This is a genomic window from Thalassospira mesophila (assembly GCF_002115755.1).
GTDB classification, from domain to species: domain Bacteria; phylum Pseudomonadota; class Alphaproteobacteria; order Rhodospirillales; family Thalassospiraceae; genus Thalassospira; species Thalassospira mesophila.
In genome coordinates this window covers 376160-393759 of record NZ_JFKA01000004.1, presented here as the reverse complement: position 1 = coordinate 393759, position 17600 = coordinate 376160, and the positions used below count along the sequence as shown (strand labels likewise).

Here is a 17600-nt window from a genome sequence, read left to right as displayed (position 1 = left end):
TAATGCCAAAAAACATGACCCCGAGCGTTAAGGATGTTTCGTTTCTCGAAACAGAAAACCTTGCGGATATTACCGGGTTAAAACATGGCTTTTTCACCCGCAAGGGCGGGGTGAGCGATGGTATTCACGCCGGGTTGAATGTTGGTTTTGGCTCGGACGATGACCATGACAGGGTGGCGGCCAATCGCAAACTGGCGGCAGGGGCTTTTGGCACCAGCGAGGGCCGGTTAACCACGGTTTATCAGGTGCATGGCATTGATGTGGCCCCTCTTGAGCGGCCCTTGGCGCGGGATGAAACGCCGCGTGCCGATGCCATGGTGACAGACCGTGAAAATGTCATGCTGGGTATTTTAACCGCCGATTGCACCCCGGTTTTGTTTTGCGACCCGGTGAAACGCATTATCGGCGCGGCCCATTCGGGCTGGCGCGGGTCGTTTGCCGGTATTTCCGAAAGCACGGTCTGTGCGATGGAAAAACTGGGGGCCGCGCGTGAAAATATCGTTGCCGCGATTGGCCCGTGCATTGGCCGGGTCTCCTACGAGGTTGATGGCGGTTTTCGGGATAAAATTCTAAGTGGCCCGCGCGGCGAGGATGACTTGTTTGATCGATCGCGGCGCGATGGGCATTATATGTTCGATCTGGCGCAATATGTGTATCGGCGCACATGCGATACCGGCATTGGCAAGGTTGAATTGCTGGCGCGCGATACCTTGGCCGAAGAAGACCTGTTTTACAGTTATCGCCGCACAACATTGCGCGGCGAACCCGATTACGGACGCCAGCTTTCAGCGATTATGCTAACCTCGCTTGACCATCCCTGAGTGCAGGAGAATTTTGCCGGTGCCCCATATGATCATGTTGTTTGCCTTCATCATCATTGCGTCGATGGTGGGCTGTGTGGCGATAATGTGACCCATGCGTAAAATGATGAATGTGCGTTTCCTTGCGGTGATGGTGCTGGTTTTTGCCGTTGCGGCCTGTGGCCAACTGCCTCGCCCATTCGAAGGGGCCGGGCGCGAAGGCGATCCGCAATTGCTTGACGTGCCCGATGCCGCAACTGTCAAGGTTGATATCGCCGATGACCTGCCACAAGGGGCGGCGCGCCATTTGGCCCGCGCCATGGTGCGCGCGCTGCGCGCCGATGATATTGCCGCCTATTCCGAAGACCCGTCCAAGGGGACGTATGTTTTACACCCCAACGTTATTTCCCGGCTTGATGATACCCGCGAGGCCCACCTTGATGTGACGTGGGTGCTGTATAATGATGCCGGGCTGGCGATTGATTCGGCCAATAATACCGGAAAAATCACCGCGCAAAGCTGGTTCGCCGACGCCCCGCAAGCCCCCGAAGATGGCGATATGAATATCCCGCCCGATATTGCCCGCAAACTGGCGCGCCTGTCGCCCGGGGGCGAAAAGGAAAGCCCCGCCGAACGCGAATTTGACCAGCTGGTTGCGGCCCCAGCCGTTTGGGTGGTGGGAAAAATCAGCGGGGAACGCCAGACAATGGTGATGGCAAAGCCGTTAAAAGTGGCCCTTGTCGATTTTGAAGGGGCGCCGGGCGATGGCAACGAAGCCCTTAACCGGTCGGCCAAGGCATTTTTACAGGCCAAGGGCATTACCGTTAGCAAAGAGATTGACCCGCAAAGCATTGTGTTGTCCGCCACAATCAATGTGCAGCCCATTGTCCGCTCGACCGGGCCGGAACTGGACCGTGTAACGATTGACTGGGTGTTGCTAGACGATAGCGGCCACGAACTGGGCCAGATGACGCAAGACAACGCGGTGCCGCACGGCAAGCTTGATAAACGCTGGGGCACCATTGCATCCCTGGCGGCACAGGCCGCTGTTGACGCGCTGGAAGGGGCTCTGGGGCAAATTGCGCGGGATCGGGGCTTGTTGCTGCGCGCCGATAAACAGCACCGCTAGCGTCAATGCGATGTTTGTTCGGGCTTAACAGCATAACAGCCAAAAAGAATCGGAAATCATCCCGCGTTTTGCAGATGATAAAATGCAGCTTTGGGTGTTGTATTGGTTGGGTGTGATCCCAATAAGATGTATTGGTGGGGCGTGGTGGCGAAAATGCATGTCTTTTATGCGTCAAATGACCCGCGTGTTAGCCATAGCGACCATTTACAGACTGTTAAGGTCTGGGTATAAAGCCGCCGCGGTCCCTATGGGGGGCTGCGTAGGCATTTTTTCGCTTTCCCGGCACCCATAAACCGAGGCCCCACAATGAAAATCCTCGCCTGTAACAGTAATCTGCCCCTGGCCGAATCGATTGCGGACCATTTGAACCTGCCGCTTACCCGTGCAGCTGTAAAACGGTTCTCCGATCAGGAAATCTGGTGTGAAATTCAGGAAAACGTCCGCGGTGAGGACGTTTTTGTGATTCAGAGCACATCTTTTCCCGCCAACGACAACCTGATGGAACTGTTGGTGATGCTTGATACGCTGCGCCGCGGCTCGGCGCGTCGTATCACCGCGGTCATGCCTTATTTCGGGTATGCCCGCCAGGACCGTAAATCTGGCCCCCGCACGCCGATCTCGGCCAAACTGGTTGCCAACCTGATCACGGTTGCCGGTGCCGACCGCGTTTTGACCATGGATTTGCATGCTGATCAGATTCAGGGCTTTTTCGACATTCCGCTTGATAACCTGTTTGCATCCCCGGTTTTGACCAGCGACATTCGCGCCAAGTTTGAAGGCCAGAAACTGGTTATCGTCAGCCCCGACGTTGGCGGTGTGGCCCGTGCGCGTTCGGTGGCCAAGCGCCTTGATGCCGAACTGGCGATTATCGACAAACGTCGCCCCAAGGCCGGTATTTCCGAAGTGATGCACGTGATTGGCGATGTTAAGGATGCGGCCTGCATTCTGGTTGACGATATTGTCGATTCGGCAGGCACCCTGTGCAACGCTGCCACGGCCTTGATGGAACGCGGTGCGTCCTCGGTTGCGGCTTATGTCAGCCATGGTGTTTTGTCGGGGCCGGCGGTTGAACGTATTACCAATTCACCGATGAGCGAAGTTGTCACCACCGACTCGATCAAGGCATCGGATGCGGTGCGGGCTTGCAGCAAAATTCGCCAGTTGCCGGTCGCCCCGCTGATGGCTGAGGCAATTCGGCGGATTTCTGAAGAAAAATCTGTTTCCGTTCTTTTCGATTGAGGGTATAACGCCCTCGCAGCGCTGGCACCCCTGGAGGCCAGCGCGCTTGTTTTCGTGGGCTTTCAGCGGTGAATCACACCGACCTGCGGAAACGATACTGTCTTAGTTCAAGGAGCTTTTCCGATGGCAAACGCCACTCTTACTGCGGAAATCCGTGAACGGGCTGGAAAGGGGGCCGCCCGTGCCGTGCGTCGTGCCGGTATGGTCCCTGGTGTCATCTATGGTGCAAAACAGGATCCTGTTATGTTCCAGATTGACCCGCGTCCGCTCGTGAAACTGCTGCACAAGCCGGGTTTCTTTTCACATGTTCTGACCATTGATGTTGCTGGCACGTCTTACGACGTTCTGCCGCGCGATGTTCAGTTTGACAAAGTGACCGACGAGCCGTTGCATGTTGACCTTCTGCGTTTCGCAAAAGATCACAAGCTGACGGTTGATGTTCCGGTTCGCTTTATCAACGAAGAAAAATCCCCGGGCCTGAAACGCGGTGGCGTTCTTAACATCGTGCGTCACGATGTTGAACTCAACTGCGATCCGAAGGCAATTCCGGAAGAACTGGTCTTCGATTTGACCGGCTACGAAGTTGGCGATTCGGTCCACATTTCGGCAACGACCTTGCCGGCAGGTGCCGAACCGACCATTACCGACCGTGACTTCACCGTTGCAACCATTGCTGCTCCGTCATCTTTGAAATCCGAAGATAACGCCGCTGGCGATGAAGAAGAAGCAACCGAAGAATAAAATCGGGGACTTGCGATGTTTTTGGTGGTTGGACTGGGAAACCCGGGTTCGGGATATGCCGGCAATCGTCACAATATCGGCTTTATGGCGGCGGACGAAATCGTCCGCCGCCATTCTTTTGGCCCCTGGCGACGCAAGTTTCAGGGGCAAGTGGCCGAAGGCGACATTGGCGGCACCAAAGTTCTGGTGTTAAAGCCCGAAACCTTTATGAACCTGTCCGGGCAATCGGTCGGGGAAGTGCTGCGATTTTATAAAATTCCGATCGAAGACGTGATCGTCTTGCATGACGAGCTTGATTTGCCACCGGGCAAATTGCGGGTCAAACGGGCAGGCGGGCATGGCGGCCATAACGGCCTGCGATCCATCGATGCCCATTGTGGCAAGGAATACCGCCGGGTAAGGCTGGGTATCGGCCATCCGGGCGACAAGGCACGCGTACATGGGCATGTGCTGGGGGATTTTTCCAAATCCGAACAGACCGGCTGGTTATCGGCCCTGATAGATGGTGTCGCGCAGGAATTGCCGCGTCTGATCAAGGGTGATGACAGCGCATTCATGAGCAAAGTTGCCAATCTGGTAACACCACCCAAGCCGCGTGTTGCCAAGCCTGCGAAGATTGATAAAGCTGAGAAAGTTGGCAAAATCGACAAGGCTGACAAAGCAGGCAGCGCCGGGCGCAATAATGGCGATGCGGCGATGCCAGTTGCTCCGGGTGCGGGCGCAAAGGATACACCGGACGTTAGCGGCGATAATGGTAGCGCGGCTGCCGCCTACGCCGTGGCCAAGGCAGCCAAAGGTGCAAAGCAGGAAAACGCGCCGACCACGTTGGCGCAAGCCCTTGCCAAGGCATTTGGTCTGAAAAAATAACAATTCGATTATAAGTGCCCGGGGCTGTTGCGCGATGCAGGGCCCCTGGTGATATGTGAAATTCAGATGTGACGGAGCCCGGAAAGATGGGATTCAAATGTGGTATCGTTGGTTTGCCCAATGTCGGCAAATCGACCCTGTTTAACGCCCTGACACAGACGGCAGCGGCCGAAGCGGCCAATTTTCCGTTCTGCACGATTGAACCCAATACCGGCCGGGTCAGCGTTCCTGACGATCGCCTTGATAAAATCGTGGCGATTTCCAAATCGGCCACCATCATTCCGACCCAGCTGGAATTTGTGGATATTGCCGGACTGGTGCGCGGTGCCTCCAAGGGGGAAGGGCTGGGCAACCAGTTTTTGGCCAATATCCGCGAAACCGATGCCATCGTGCATGTGTTGCGCTGCTTTGAAGATGGCGACATCACCCATGTTGAAGGCTCGGTTGACCCGGTTCGCGATGCGGAAACCATCGAAACCGAACTGATGCTGGCCGATATGGAAAGCCTGGAAAAGCGCGTTACCGGTTTGCAAAAACGGGCCAAAGGCAATGACAAGGACGCCAAGCTGAGCCTTGAAATGGTCGAACGTGCCTTGGCCGTTTTGCGCGAAGGCAAACCCGCCCGTATTGTTGAGATCAACAATGAAGACGAAGCCAAGTCGTTTCGCATGTTACAGCTTTTGACCAGCAAGCCGGTTTTGTATGCCTGCAATGTTGACGAAGACAGTGCCGCCGAAGGCAATGAATTTTCGGCCAGGGTTGCGGAAATGGCAGCATCGCAGGGCGCGCGGTCGGTTGTGGTTTCGGCCGCGATTGAATCCGAAGTCGCTTTGCTTGAAAGTGCCGAAGAAAAGCAGGAATTTCTTGAAAGCCTGGGCCTGGAAGAAACCGGGCTGACCCGTGTTATTCGCGAAGGCTACAAGCTGCTCGATCTTCTGACCTTCTTTACCGTTGGTCCGAAAGAAGCCCGGGCATGGACGGTGTTTAACGGGGCCACTGCACCAAATGCAGCGGGCGTGATTCATACCGATTTTGAACGCGGCTTCATCAAGGCCGAAACCATGGCCTATGACGATTTTATCGCGTGCAACGGTGAATCAGGCGCGCGCGATGCCGGTAAGCTGCGTCAGGAAGGCAAGGGCTATATCGTTAAGGATGGCGATATTTTCCACTTTAAATTCAACGTCTGATCCCGATCAGAACGGATCAAATTTGTGGGCCGCCTCGAATATTCGGGGCGGTCTTTTTTGTTTTTACGGTTGAAAATGGCCGTAAAGGGCGATTTTTTCCATTCCTTGCTTGCCTTTGTGCAACGCAGCGGTCACCTTGATTGAAATCTGGAATGGTGCAAAACGTCTAAAATGGCGAAGACGCCAGCAACGATGCACAAACCAAAAAGGCTAAAAGGCCGCAAACCCCCGAAATCGGGGCCGGTTATTGTGTGTTGGTTGGCAGGTTCGCCCGCTGTTTGCATCCGTAATCCACGAAACGGACGAGGATAAGGACGTCGCGGTGAATTGTATTTCGGGGCTGGCAAAGGTTCTTCTGGTTTTTAATTCTGCCCACGGCAGGCCGGGCCGGGTTGGCCGGGTTTTGGCTGAACTTGGATACGAGTTCGATATTCGCCGCCCGGGCGAGGGCGATGTCCTGCCCACCGATTTATCCCCTTATCAGGGCGTTATCGTGTTTGGCGGCCCCATGAGTGCCAATGACGACCATGAACCCAATGTTGCCCGTATTATGGCATGGCTGCCCCATGTGGCGCAGGCCGATGCCTGGTATCTGGGCATTTGCCTTGGCGCACAAATGATGGCGCGCAATCTGGGGGCGGTCGTGCGGCCCCATGACGGTGAAAAAACCGAAATCGGATATTACCCTGCCTATGCCACCGATGCGGGCCGTGACCTTTTTCCTGCCAATATGATGGTTTATCACTGGCACAGTGAAGGATTTGACGTGCCACCCGGTGGCGAGTTGCTGATGACGGGGGATGTGTTTCCCAATCAGGCCTATCATGTTGATCGTCGGATCTGGGGGATACAGTTTCATCCCGAAGTTGATGACGATATTCATGAAAGCTGGCTGGAGCGGGCGGCGGAAAAAACCAACCGCCCCAACGCCCAGAACCCGGATCAGCAACGCGCCGGTCGCCAGGCATTTGATGCCGCCTTTGGCGCATGGTTTGCCGGTTTCGCACGCAAGGTCCTGTCGCCCGGTGTCGAGGTATCAAGGCTCTCGACACAGGATCGTTAGTTGGTTAGACCATGGGACAAGTCTCAAGCGCGCAGGGTGTGGGGCCTCTATACCCCTTGTCTGAATGCGCCATTTTCATGATAGCGGGAGAAATAGGAATGCTGTTTGGCAAGGCGACGATGGTTCGTTGTGTGTTTGCGGCTGTTGGCGCGTTTATGGCGATTGCGGCGGGCACAGCCCCGGCAATGGCCCAAAATGCTGACCCGGCGGCAAGCAAAGGGCCCCTGTGGAAAAAAGAATGCGACGATAAAAACCCCGATCGTTGCCAGATCGGCCAGCAGGTTTTCCTGCAAAAGGATGTTGATGGCAAAAAGGAAACGGTTGGGCGCATTCTGGCCGTCACCGTGCAAAAGGCCGTTAACCCGAAAACCAAGGCAGAAGTTTCCATCCTGACCATGCAACTGCCATTGGGCGTTGATTTGCGCCCCGGCATCGTGATCAAGGTTGATGACGGCAGCGAAATGAAGGTTCTGTATGGCAAATGCACCAATGCAGGCTGTGATGCCGCATTGGTGATGTCTGATGATATGGTCAATGCCATGAAGGCCGGGGCGACCTTGTTTGTCGGCTTCCGCGCGTGGGGCAATGAACAGACCCAGGTGATCAAGGCATCCCTGACCGGCTTTACCGCCGCCCTGGGCTCCATCAGCCCCAGCTAAACTCGCTTGGCTAACGGATGGGCCGGCATCGTTCCGGCAAAATGTAATGCCGAATACCGTTATTTCACGGTATTCGGCATTTTGTCTTTAACAGCCAAATTATGCGAATGCGGGTTTAAAACCGGTCAATAACCGTGACGCCGGTGCCAACAAAGCTGTCCATATTCATAAGGGCGGTTGCCCCTTCGGCCAGAGTAATGCGATCGCCAATCAGCTTTTGCGGGGCGATCTTGCCGGTCGCCACCATGTCGAGCATCGCGTCATAGCGAAATGCCTGCATGCCGTGGCTGCCCAGAATTTCCAGCTCGTGCCCTACCACCCGGTCCATCGGAACTTTGGCATGGGCATGATCGCCGGTCATAAGGCCGATCTGGATATGTTTGCCGCGCTTGCGCAGGCACGAAACCGAATTAAAACAGGTCACCGCACTGCCCAGCCCGTCCACCGATACATGGGCGCCACCGTGCGACAGGTCGCGAATGGCGGCGGGAACGTCTGCGATGCTGGCCGCGTTGATGATGTAATCGGCACCAACGGCTTTGGCAAAAGCCAGTTTTTCATCGTCAATATCAATGGCAATAACATTGGCCCCGGCGGCCTGCGCGATCATGATCGCCGAAAGGCCAACCCCGCCACAGCCATGCACCGCCACCCATTGCCCGGCGCGTACCTGGCCCTGATCAATCACGCCGCGAAAGCTGGTGGCAAAGCGGCAACCAAGGCTGGCGGCGGTAACATAATCCATATTATCGGGCAGGGTGACCAGATTGCCGTCGGCATAATCGATGGCAACATATTGGGCAAAGCTGCCCCAGGCGGTAAAGCCGGGCTGGAATTGCTGGTCGCAAATTTGCTGGTTGCCACTATGGCATTGCGGGCAATGACCGCAGCCCGAGACAAACGGCACCGTTACCCGGTCGCCAATTTTAAAGCGTTGAATGTTTTTACCAATGGCGACGATTTTACCGGCAAATTCATGCCCCGGCACATGGGGCAAGTGAACGTCGGAATCATGGCCCATCCAGCCATGCCAGTCACTGCGGCACAGGCCGGTGGCGCCGACTTCAATCACAACCCCGTTGTCGCCCGGTTCAGGGTCCGGCAGCTTCAGGATTTCAATCGGGCCCTGAAATTCTTCAAAACAGGCAGCAAGCATCGGAATTCTCCACAAGCGCAGATCAAAACCGGGCCAACGGCGCTCCCGGTCAAAGCAAGTTATTTCAACATCCTAATGCGCTTTTTCCGACAGGAAAACCAGTGATGCATAACTTTTTGCGCCATCGGGTTTAACACCGGGTTTAACACCGGCTTTAACACCGGCTTTGGGCCAAATGTGCTGGCTGCGCGTGGCTTACGTGTCGGTATCGCCCCCGTTGCGCCGGGGCCGGGGTCGTCGTGGCACACCGGGCACGCCGATGCCGTGGCGTGCGGGTTTGGCTGCGCCCGTCGTGCCATCTGTGTTGGCTGCTGCGTCCGTGGTGGGGCGCGAACGTGGCTCGCCCCACGGGCGGGCTGGGCGCGCCGGGTGTGATGGGTCTGACGCCGAGCTGTGCTGCGTGGGGCGGGCGGCGTCCGGTTTGCTGTGGTCGTGGCTGTAAATGGTGCTGCCCGGCTGCCAGGTCCAGTTTTCGGCACTGTTTGGGTCGGTATTTTGGCTGGTGCGCGATGTGCCGGGCTTAAACCCGCGCCGGGTATCACGCTTTTCGGCCTTTTCGCGTTCATAGGCCGCGGCCCATGGCGGGGTGTTAAAGCCAAATTGTGGCGATAATCCATCGGCATTGGCGCGCTGGCGACCGGGGCGGTAGACCCCGAAAACCGGTTGTTGTTTCGGGCCGCCCTGCCACAGGGGCACATGGCGATATTTGAAAAACGGGATCAGCAACAACCCGGTGGCAAAACCGGCCACATGGGCGGCCCATGCCACCCCGTCATTGACCCCGCTCGACAGGTTAATCACCTGCATGCCAATCCAGAAGCCCAGCACAACAACGGCAGGGACATAAAAAATAAGCACCCAGAAAAACCACACCAGCACCCGCGCCTTGGGAAATAGCAGGAAATAAGCGCCAAGCACACCTGCCAGCGCGCCCGATGCGCCAATCATGGGGATTTGCGATGTGGTATCGGCCACGGCATGGCCAAGGGCGGCGGCCACCCCGCACAGCAGGTAAAATGCCAAAAACCGCCAATGCCCCATGGCATCTTCGACATTATTGCCAAAAACCCACAGATACAGCATGTTCCCGGCAACATGCATCCAGCCGCCATGCATGAACATGGCGGTAAAGATGGTCAAAAACGCGTATCCGGGCGGAAAAACCGATAATTCGGGCGGCAGGTCGACATTGCCAAACAGCACGGCGGGAATGGCACCAAATTCAATATTGGCGCGGAACATACCCCGATGGCCCAGCGACAGGGTCATCACAAACACCGCGATGTTCACTGCAATCAAGCCCCAGGTAACCCAGGGGGTAAGGGTGGTGGGGTTGTTATCCTTGATGGGCAGCATCGGCGTCTGTTTCCGTTTTGGTTCCTGTTATCGCCGTAAGTTGGCCGATTAATGCGTGAAGGCGCTGCGCAGTAAAGTGAAACCGCTTTCACCCGCGATTATGGCTGTTCATTGCCGCTTATCGCTGCCAGGGGGGCTTTCATGCCACATCTGCTGCACGGCACGGGTTTAACGCCCCGCGCAAATAGGCACCCAGTTTGCGGTATTCGGCCTTGCGCGCCGAACTGCGCCGCCACACCAGCCCGATGCGGCGTACCGGCACCGGGTTTTCAAAGGGCAGAATGGCAATCGAGTCGCGACGGCGCGCTTCAACTTCCAATGCCATTTCCGGCAGCAAGGTGGAGCCGATGCCAGCTGCGACCATCTGCACCAGTGTTGACAGGCTGTTGGCCTGAAAATCGGCTGATTTGCTCCATCCGGCACGCTGGCAAATTTCCAGCGCCTGATCGCGCAGGCAATGCCCGTCTTCCAGCAACAACAGTTTTTCGTCTTTGATATCGTCGATATTGATGTGTTTTTTCGACGTTAGTGGATTATCCGGGCTGCAGGCAAAAACAAACCGGTCTTCAAACAGGTCCATGTCTTCCAAACCGTTTTCCTCGATCGGCAGGGCGATCAGGGCCAGGTCCAGCTTGCCAGCCAACAGCAGGTTTACCAGTTTCGATGTCTGGTCTTCGCGTAAAAACGGCTGCAACTTGGGAAAGCCAGCGCGCAAACGGCCCATCACATCGGGCAGCAAATAGGGGCCGATGGTGGGGATAACACCGATATTGATCGGGCCAACCAGCGGTTGGTTGGCGGCATGGGCCACCACGGTCAATTCATCGACCTCGCGCAGAATATGCCGCGCCCGCGAAACAACTTCCTGACCCAGTGCGGTTATCAATACCTGGCGCTTGTTTCGCTCCACCAATTGCGCACCCAGCAGGTTTTCCAGCTCGCTTATGGCGGCGGAAAGGCTGGGCTGGGTGATGAAGCACGCCTCGGCAGCGCGGCCAAAATGGCCGGTTTCCGCCAGCGCGACCAGATATTTCAACTGTTTGATGCTGGGTTGGGCGGCCATAAATTTTTCCTATCGAAAAACCAGATTTATTTTATTGGTCATAGGTAATGCAATTATCTACAAATCGCTACCAGCGATGTTGCTTTTTGCACATGCACACTAAATTTAAGAGGCCCATCGGGGGCCTTAAGGGATTTTAGAAAACAAGCGTTAGGAGTTCAGATATGCTTACCGTTGGTGATACCCTTCCTGAGTTCAATCTTACCGGTGTTTCGGGTAAATCCGAAGCCAGCTTTGCACCGGTTACGGATAAATCCCACGAAGGCAAATGGAAGATCCTGTTCTTCTGGCCGAAGGATTTCACCTTTGTTTGCCCGACCGAAATCGTTGGTTATGGCGAATTGAACGGCGATTTTGAAGATCGCGATGCCGTTCTTCTCGGCTGCTCGACCGATACCGATTTCGTTCACGCCGCATGGCGTACCCACCACGAAGACCTGGGCGATAGCCCGTTCGTGTGGCTGGCCGATGAAAAGAAAGAACTGGCAAATGCACTTGGCGTGATCGCCAAAGGTGAAGGCGTTGCTTTGCGCGCCACTTTCATCGTCGATCCGGAAGGCATTATCCGCCACGTTCAGGTGAACGATCTTTCTGTTGGTCGTAACCCGCAGGAAACCTTGCGTATTCTTGATGCACTGCAGACAGACGAGCTCTGCCCGTGCAACTGGACCAAGGGTGAAGCCACCCTCTAAACCATCTGGTTTGGAACTGGCCTTGATATCCGGACCGGGCAAAGTGCCCGGTCCCCTCTGACCCGCACGGAATTTACCGTGTCAGCCTGATCAAGGGCCGGGTCAATGCACCATCTGGTTCACAGATGGAACGGTTCGCCCGAAGCGTACCGGACAGTAGCGTTAATTTCTCACAAAAATCAGGATGTTTTCCATGTCTATCGCTGAAATTAAAGACTCCTTGCCGGCCTATGCCAAGGACTTGAAACTGAACCTGAGCAGCCTTTTTAATAACCCCGGCATGACCGACCAACAGGTTTATGGAACGGCACTGGCCTGCGCCTATGCGTCGCGCAATGCAAAATTGCTGCGTGCTGTGGCCGCCGAAGCCGAAGGCAAACTGACCCCCGAAGCGCTTGAAGCATCCAAAGGTGCGGCTGCGATCATGGGCATGAACAATATTTATTACCGTTTCACGCATCTGGTGTCGGAAAAAGAATACGCCACCATGCCTGCCCGCCTGCGCATGAACATCATTGGCAAGCCAGGCATTGATAAAGCTGATTTCGAGCTGTTCTCGCTGGCTGTTTCCGCCATTAATGGCTGCGGCATGTGCATCGACAGCCACGAAAAAATTCTCAAGCAGGCAGGTTTGAACAAGGAAGTTGTTCAGAACGCTGTGCGCATTGCATCGGTTATCCATGCGATTGCTGCCGTGCTTGATGCCGAAGAAGCCCTCGAAGGTTAATCTTCGACATAATCCCTGACGACCCTGTCTTTTCCCCCAACGAGACAGACGGCGGAGTGGTTTGAAAATGCCATCCCGCCCGAACCTTGAAACCGATGGTCTCTCCCCGACCATCGGTTTTTTTTATGCTTTTGCCCGCAGGCTTGTGGGGGGCGGAGGCGTTTTTGCCTTCGAAAAAGTGTCCAGAAAGTGACGAACCGACTCGAGAACTTTATCGGGTGCTTCAAGGTGGGGAATATGGCCGCAACCCTTGATAATACGGGCAATTACCGGGCCGCTTACATGGTCGCGAATGGTGGTAACCTGGTCCTCGCTGCCAAACGGGTCGTCGTCACCTTGCAAGATCAGGGCCGGGCATATGATGGCCGGTAGTTCGTCAATCATGTGCCAGTTTTTGAAATTTGGCTGCCGCCAGGTATCGACCCAGGCGCGAAAAACGGTGTCGGTCTGATCAAAATGGTGGCGTTCCAGACGCGACTTCCAGTCGGTACTGGCATAGGTTTGCGCCGCCGTTTCAATGCCATTAATTGTCACATCTTCAACAAACACATGGGCGGCCAGGCTGATCACGGCGCGGGGGACGGCGGGAAAGCGGGCGGCATATTTAAGGGCAATGGTGGCACCGTCGCTGTGGCCAAACAGGATCGGGTTTTTCAGGTTCCGGTGCGTGATCACGCCGTTTAAAAACCGGTCGGTTTCCTCGTTATGAAAATCAACCGGGCGCGGCACAATGTCTTGCGGGTCCGATTTGCCGTGTCCGCGCCGCTCATAAATCAGGCACGGGCACCCGGTTTCATTGGCCAGCCTTTGCGGAAAATCGCGCCACATGCGAATGGTACCCAGGGCTTCATGCAGCATGACAATGGTCGGGGCGTCGCCATTCGCCCACATCACAGGCGGTTTGGCGGCTGGTGCGGGTGGTTCTGGCGTGACGGACTGGCAGGCAAGGCGCACCCCGTCGATGGTGATGCTAAAATCGCGAACCGGCATGGCTTTCCTGATTTATCGGTTATTTGGTACTGATTTATGGGATTTATCATGCGCCAAAAAACAAAGCCCGGCAAGACTGCCGGGCTTTGATCGGAAATTGGTAAAGGGGCGAAGCTTATTTCAGTGCGGCACAGGCGCGTTTAATGCGCTTGCAGGCTTCTTCAAGGGCTTCGGTGGATGTGGCATAGGAAATGCGGAAATACGGGGCCAGACCAAAGGCCGTTCCCTGAACCGCAGCAACGCCTTCAGCTTCAAGAAGGTAGGTCACAAAATCGGTATCGGTTTCGATTTTTTTGCCATCTGGCGTGGTTTTGCCAATGGTGCCAGCGCATGACGGATAGACATAAAATGCCCCTTCCGGCGTTTTGCAGCTCAGACCTTCACATTCGTTGATCTTTGCCACAACCAGGTCGCGGCGCGATTTGAACACTTCGGCGCGTTCAGCAAGAAAATCCTGCGGGCCGTTCAGGGCTTCAACCGAGGCGGCCTGACTGATCGACGAGGTATGGGTGCTGCTTTGCGACTGAACCTTGTTGATCGCCTTGATCAGTTCAACCGGGCCAGCGGCATAGCCCAAACGCCAGCCGGTCATGGCATAGGATTTGGAAACACCGTTACACGTCAGGGTGCGGGCCTTTAATTTCGGCTCGATCTGGGCGATGGTGGTAAACTCAAACCCGTCATAGACCAGATGCTCATACATGTCGTCGGACATGATATAAACGTTTTCGTGCTTCAGCAGAACGTCGGCCAGTGCGCGCAGTTCGGCGCGTGAATAGGCCGCACCGGTCGGGTTTGATGGCGAGTTCAGGACCACCCATTTGGTTTTCGGCGTGATCGCGGCTTCAAGTTCGGCAGGTGTAATTTTGAAGTCGTTTTCTTCCTGGCATTCAACAATGACAGGGGTGCCTTCGGCCATCAGCGCCATGTCGGGATAAGAAACCCAATACGGTGCCGGGATCACAACTTCGTCGCCCGGGTTCAGGGTTGCAAACAGGGCATTAAACAATGTCTGCTTGCCACCACAGCCAACGGTGATTTCGTCGATGGTGTATTCCAGGTCGTTTTCGCGTTTGAACTTGGCGACAATCGCTTTGCGCAGCGCCGGAGTACCAGCGACCGGAGTATATTTGGTCTGGCCAGCATCAAGGGCAGCTTTGGCAGCGTCTTTAATGTTGTCGGGGGTATCGAAATCCGGCTCGCCTGCGCCAAGGCCGATGACATCAACGCCAGCAGCTTTGAGTTCTGCGGCCTTGGTGGTGACAGCAATGGTAGGAGAAGGTTTGATACGGCTCAAACGATCGGCAATAAACGCCATTGGTCTGTTTCCCTGGAATGAAATGAGAAATGGAAAGACTCTTGTTCTTTCGGGTGGACCCTACGCCCGCCACAATTTCAATTCAAGGCCATTTGGCGCTTTTGCGCGTTCTTTGCGGTCATACAGCCCCGCATACAGGGCAAAGGCCGTCGGCAATAGGGTTATCATGGGCAATTCAACGCATTAGCAGGCAGATAGTTCCGCTTTTAAAACCAAATGATGTTTTTGAACGGCAATTTTTAATGTGCGCCGGGCTGCCATCGCGGCGGTCCGGCAGTATTGCCGAGGCGAGTCCTTGTGGTTTGGGGCAATGCTCCTGCCGTTCTCCTGACAGTTCCTGACGGGATGTGTCAGGGGCAGGGCTTGCGAAGTGGCTATTCCGGCTTATAACTAGGGACGGAAACGAAGGCAGGTTGATAATGAATGCACTCCCCGAAATGTTGTTAAAGCGGCGTCCGCCGGTCGAAGGATCGCGCAAGTTCAAGCTGGTGACGGAGTATGAACCCTCTGGCGACCAGCCCCATGCCATTGCCGAGCTTTATGACGGCATCGAACAGGGCGAACGTGACCAGGTTTTGCTGGGCGTTACCGGGTCGGGCAAGACATTTACTATCGCCAACCTGATTGCCAAAACCCAGCGCCCGGCCCTTGTTCTGGCCCCAAACAAGACGCTGGCGGCACAGCTTTATTCCGAGATGAAAAGTTTTTTCCCGGAAAATGCGGTGGAATATTTCGTTTCCTATTACGATTATTATCAGCCCGAAGCTTACGTTGCGCGAACCGACACCTATATTGAAAAAGACAGTTCGATCAACGAGCAGATCGACCGCATGCGCCATGCCGCCACCCGTGCCATTCTGGAACGCAACGACTGTATTATCGTCGCCTCGGTTTCGTGCATTTACGGTATTGGTGCGGTGGAAACCTATCTTGAGATGACGCAGCGCATTTCGGTGGGCGACGAAGTTGACCGCAACGACATTATGAAACGGCTGGTCGAACTGCAATATACCCGTAATGATGCCGCCTTTACCCGTGGCACTTTTCGGGTGCGCGGCGATGTGCTTGAAATTTTCCCCGCCCACTCCGAAGATCGGGGCTGGCGGGTGTCGATGTTTGGTGACGAGGTCGAGGAACTGACCGAGTTTGACCCGCTGACCGGGCACAAATATGCCAATATGGACTCGGTCACTGTTTACGCCAATTCCCACCACGTCACCCCGCGCCCGACCCTGGTGCAGGCAATGCATGGGATTAAACAGGAACTCAAAGACCGGTTGGCGCAGTTTCAAAACGAAGGCAAATTGCTGGCCGCCGAACGGATTGAGCAGCGCACAACTTTTGATTTGGAGATGATGGAAACAGTGGGCCACTGCAAGGGGATTGAAAACTATTCCCGCTGGCTATCGGGGCGTAACCCTGGCGAGCCGCCCCCCACATTGTTTGAATATCTGCCCGAAAATGCCTTGCTGTTTGTGGATGAAAGCCACGTTGCCGTGCCGCAAATTGGCGGCATGTTCAAGGGCGATTATAATCGCAAATTTACCCTTGCCGATCATGGTTTTCGCCTGCCCAGTTGTGTTGACAACCGGCCTTTGAAGTTTGACGAATGGGAGGCGATGCGCCCGCAAAGCGTGTTTGTGTCGGCCACACCGGGCCCGTGGGAAATTAACAAAACCGGCGGCACATTTGTCGAGCAGGTGATCCGCCCGACCGGCCTGATTGACCCGGTATGTATCATTCGCCCGGTCGAAACCCAGGTCGATGATCTGCTGGCCGAAGCCCGCGATTGCGCCTTGAAAAGCCAGCGGGTGCTGGTGACGACGCTGACCAAGCGCATGGCCGAGGATTTAACTGAATATTTGCACGAAAACGGCGTGCGGGTGCGCTATTTGCATTCCGACATTGATACGCTGGAACGGATCGAGATTATTCGCGATTTGCGCCTGGGTGTGTTTGACGTGCTGGTGGGCATTAACCTGTTGCGTGAGGGGCTGGATATCCCGGAATGTGCGCTGGTGGCCATTCTGGATGCCGACAAGGAAGGCTTTTTGCGGTCCAAAACATCACTGGTGCAAACCATTGGCCGTGCGGCGCGTAACCTTGATGGCCGGGTGATTTTATACGCCGACAAAATGACCGACAGCCTTGATTATGCGATTGGCGAAACCAACCGCCGCCGCGAAAAACAGGTTGCCTATAACACCGAACATGGCATTACCCCTGCCTCGATCCGCAGCCGCATTCATGACGTGATCGAAAGTGTCGCCGAGCACGATTATGTCACGGTTGATACCGGCGTTTCCGGCGATGTGATGATCGGGCATAATTTGCGCGCCCATATTGAAGACCTTGAAAAACGGATGCGTCAGGCCGCCGGTGATCTGGAATTTGAAGAAGCCGCGCGCTTGCGCGACGAGGTTAAACGGCTGGAAAGCCAGGAACTGGGCTTGTCGCAGGCCGGGCCAATGGCGCGCGATATTACACCCAAGGATGGTTCTGCCGGGCCGGGATCAAAATCGGCCAACAAGTCCAAATATAAAGGCCGCCGTCGCAAGGGGGCCTGATCGCCTGTCTGCTGGAATGGCACAGATTGGTCGCGCCAGCCTT

16 protein-coding genes are annotated in these 17600 nt (G+C 55.5%); 11 read left to right on the top strand and 5 right to left on the bottom strand.

The genetic code is table 11. The features are described from left to right. Positions 1 to 2 precede the first annotated feature (2 nt). From pgeF to TMES_RS11900, 8 genes are all read left to right on the top strand, one after another. Complete coding sequence (gene pgeF / locus TMES_RS11935) at positions 3 to 821, top strand: peptidoglycan editing factor PgeF (RefSeq protein WP_245835369.1); 819 nt, start codon at positions 3 to 5, stop codon at positions 819 to 821. 94 nt (positions 822 to 915) lie between these two features. Continuing rightward, positions 916 to 1929 carry a hypothetical protein gene (locus TMES_RS11930; RefSeq protein ID WP_245835367.1) on the top strand — a complete coding sequence of 338 codons (1014 nt, stop codon included), beginning with the start codon at positions 916 to 918 and terminating at the stop codon, positions 1927 to 1929. 306 nt (positions 1930 to 2235) lie between these two features. Further along, positions 2236 to 3168 carry a ribose-phosphate pyrophosphokinase gene (locus TMES_RS11925; protein WP_085582727.1) on the top strand — a complete coding sequence of 311 codons (933 nt, stop codon included), beginning with the start codon at positions 2236 to 2238 and terminating at the stop codon, positions 3166 to 3168. Positions 3169 to 3291: 123 nt separating this feature from the next. Continuing rightward, positions 3292 to 3909 (top strand): 50S ribosomal protein L25/general stress protein Ctc, encoded by a 618-nt coding sequence (locus tag TMES_RS11920; RefSeq protein ID WP_085582725.1) that lies wholly within the window; start codon positions 3292 to 3294, stop codon positions 3907 to 3909. 15 nt (positions 3910 to 3924) lie between these two features. Further along, positions 3925 to 4776: an aminoacyl-tRNA hydrolase gene (gene pth / locus TMES_RS11915; protein ID WP_085582723.1), complete on the top strand. Its 852-nt coding sequence runs from the start codon at positions 3925 to 3927 to the stop codon at positions 4774 to 4776. 86 nt (positions 4777 to 4862) lie between these two features. Beyond that, the gene (gene ychF, locus TMES_RS11910) at positions 4863 to 5966 is read left to right on the top strand and encodes a redox-regulated ATPase YchF (RefSeq protein ID WP_085582721.1); all 1104 of its coding nucleotides are present in this window, start codon (positions 4863 to 4865) and stop codon (positions 5964 to 5966) included. Between the two features lie 322 nt (positions 5967 to 6288). Then, the gene (locus TMES_RS11905) at positions 6289 to 7029 is read left to right on the top strand and encodes a glutamine amidotransferase-related protein (RefSeq protein WP_085582890.1); all 741 of its coding nucleotides are present in this window, start codon (positions 6289 to 6291) and stop codon (positions 7027 to 7029) included. Between the two features lie 98 nt (positions 7030 to 7127). Continuing rightward, on the top strand, positions 7128 to 7688 hold the full coding sequence (locus TMES_RS11900; RefSeq protein WP_158091231.1) for an invasion associated locus B family protein: 561 nt from the start codon (positions 7128 to 7130) through the stop codon (positions 7686 to 7688). 115 nt (positions 7689 to 7803) lie between these two features. On the opposite strand, the gene TMES_RS11895 is transcribed toward TMES_RS11900, so the two are convergent. The 3 genes from TMES_RS11895 to TMES_RS11885 form a co-directional block, all read right to left on the bottom strand. Further along, on the bottom strand, positions 7804 to 8844 hold the full coding sequence (locus TMES_RS11895; protein ID WP_085582717.1) for a zinc-dependent alcohol dehydrogenase family protein: 1041 nt from the start codon (positions 8842 to 8844) through the stop codon (positions 7804 to 7806). 195 nt (positions 8845 to 9039) lie between these two features. Next, positions 9040 to 10200, bottom strand: a complete 1161-nt coding sequence (locus TMES_RS11890) for a rhomboid family intramembrane serine protease (protein WP_085582715.1) — start codon at positions 10198 to 10200, stop codon at positions 9040 to 9042. A 139-nt stretch (positions 10201 to 10339) separates the two neighbouring features. After that, positions 10340 to 11263: a LysR substrate-binding domain-containing protein gene (locus tag TMES_RS11885; protein ID WP_085582713.1), complete on the bottom strand. Its 924-nt coding sequence runs from the start codon at positions 11261 to 11263 to the stop codon at positions 10340 to 10342. Positions 11264 to 11427: 164 nt separating this feature from the next. On the opposite strand from TMES_RS11885, the gene TMES_RS11880 reads away from it, so the two are divergent. Together TMES_RS11880 and ahpD are read left to right on the top strand one after the other, a co-directional pair. Beyond that, positions 11428 to 11955 carry a peroxiredoxin gene (locus TMES_RS11880; RefSeq protein ID WP_085582711.1) on the top strand — a complete coding sequence of 176 codons (528 nt, stop codon included), beginning with the start codon at positions 11428 to 11430 and terminating at the stop codon, positions 11953 to 11955. 193 nt (positions 11956 to 12148) lie between these two features. Next, positions 12149 to 12682, top strand: coding sequence for an alkylhydroperoxidase, AhpD family (gene ahpD / locus TMES_RS11875; RefSeq protein ID WP_085582710.1), 534 nt, complete (start codon positions 12149 to 12151; stop codon positions 12680 to 12682). A gap of 123 nt (positions 12683 to 12805) precedes the next feature. On the opposite strand, the gene TMES_RS11870 is transcribed toward ahpD, so the two are convergent. Then, the gene (locus TMES_RS11870) at positions 12806 to 13672 is read right to left on the bottom strand and encodes an alpha/beta fold hydrolase (protein WP_085582708.1); all 867 of its coding nucleotides are present in this window, start codon (positions 13670 to 13672) and stop codon (positions 12806 to 12808) included. 115 nt (positions 13673 to 13787) lie between these two features. Further along, positions 13788 to 14990: an aspartate transaminase gene (locus TMES_RS11865; RefSeq protein WP_085582706.1), complete on the bottom strand. Its 1203-nt coding sequence runs from the start codon at positions 14988 to 14990 to the stop codon at positions 13788 to 13790. 419 nt (positions 14991 to 15409) lie between these two features. Here TMES_RS11865 and uvrB point away from each other — a divergent pair, with 419 nt between their 5' ends. After that, positions 15410 to 17557, top strand: a complete 2148-nt coding sequence (gene uvrB, locus TMES_RS11860; RefSeq protein ID WP_085582704.1) for an excinuclease ABC subunit UvrB — start codon at positions 15410 to 15412, stop codon at positions 17555 to 17557. The last annotated feature ends 43 nt before the right edge of the window (positions 17558 to 17600 follow it).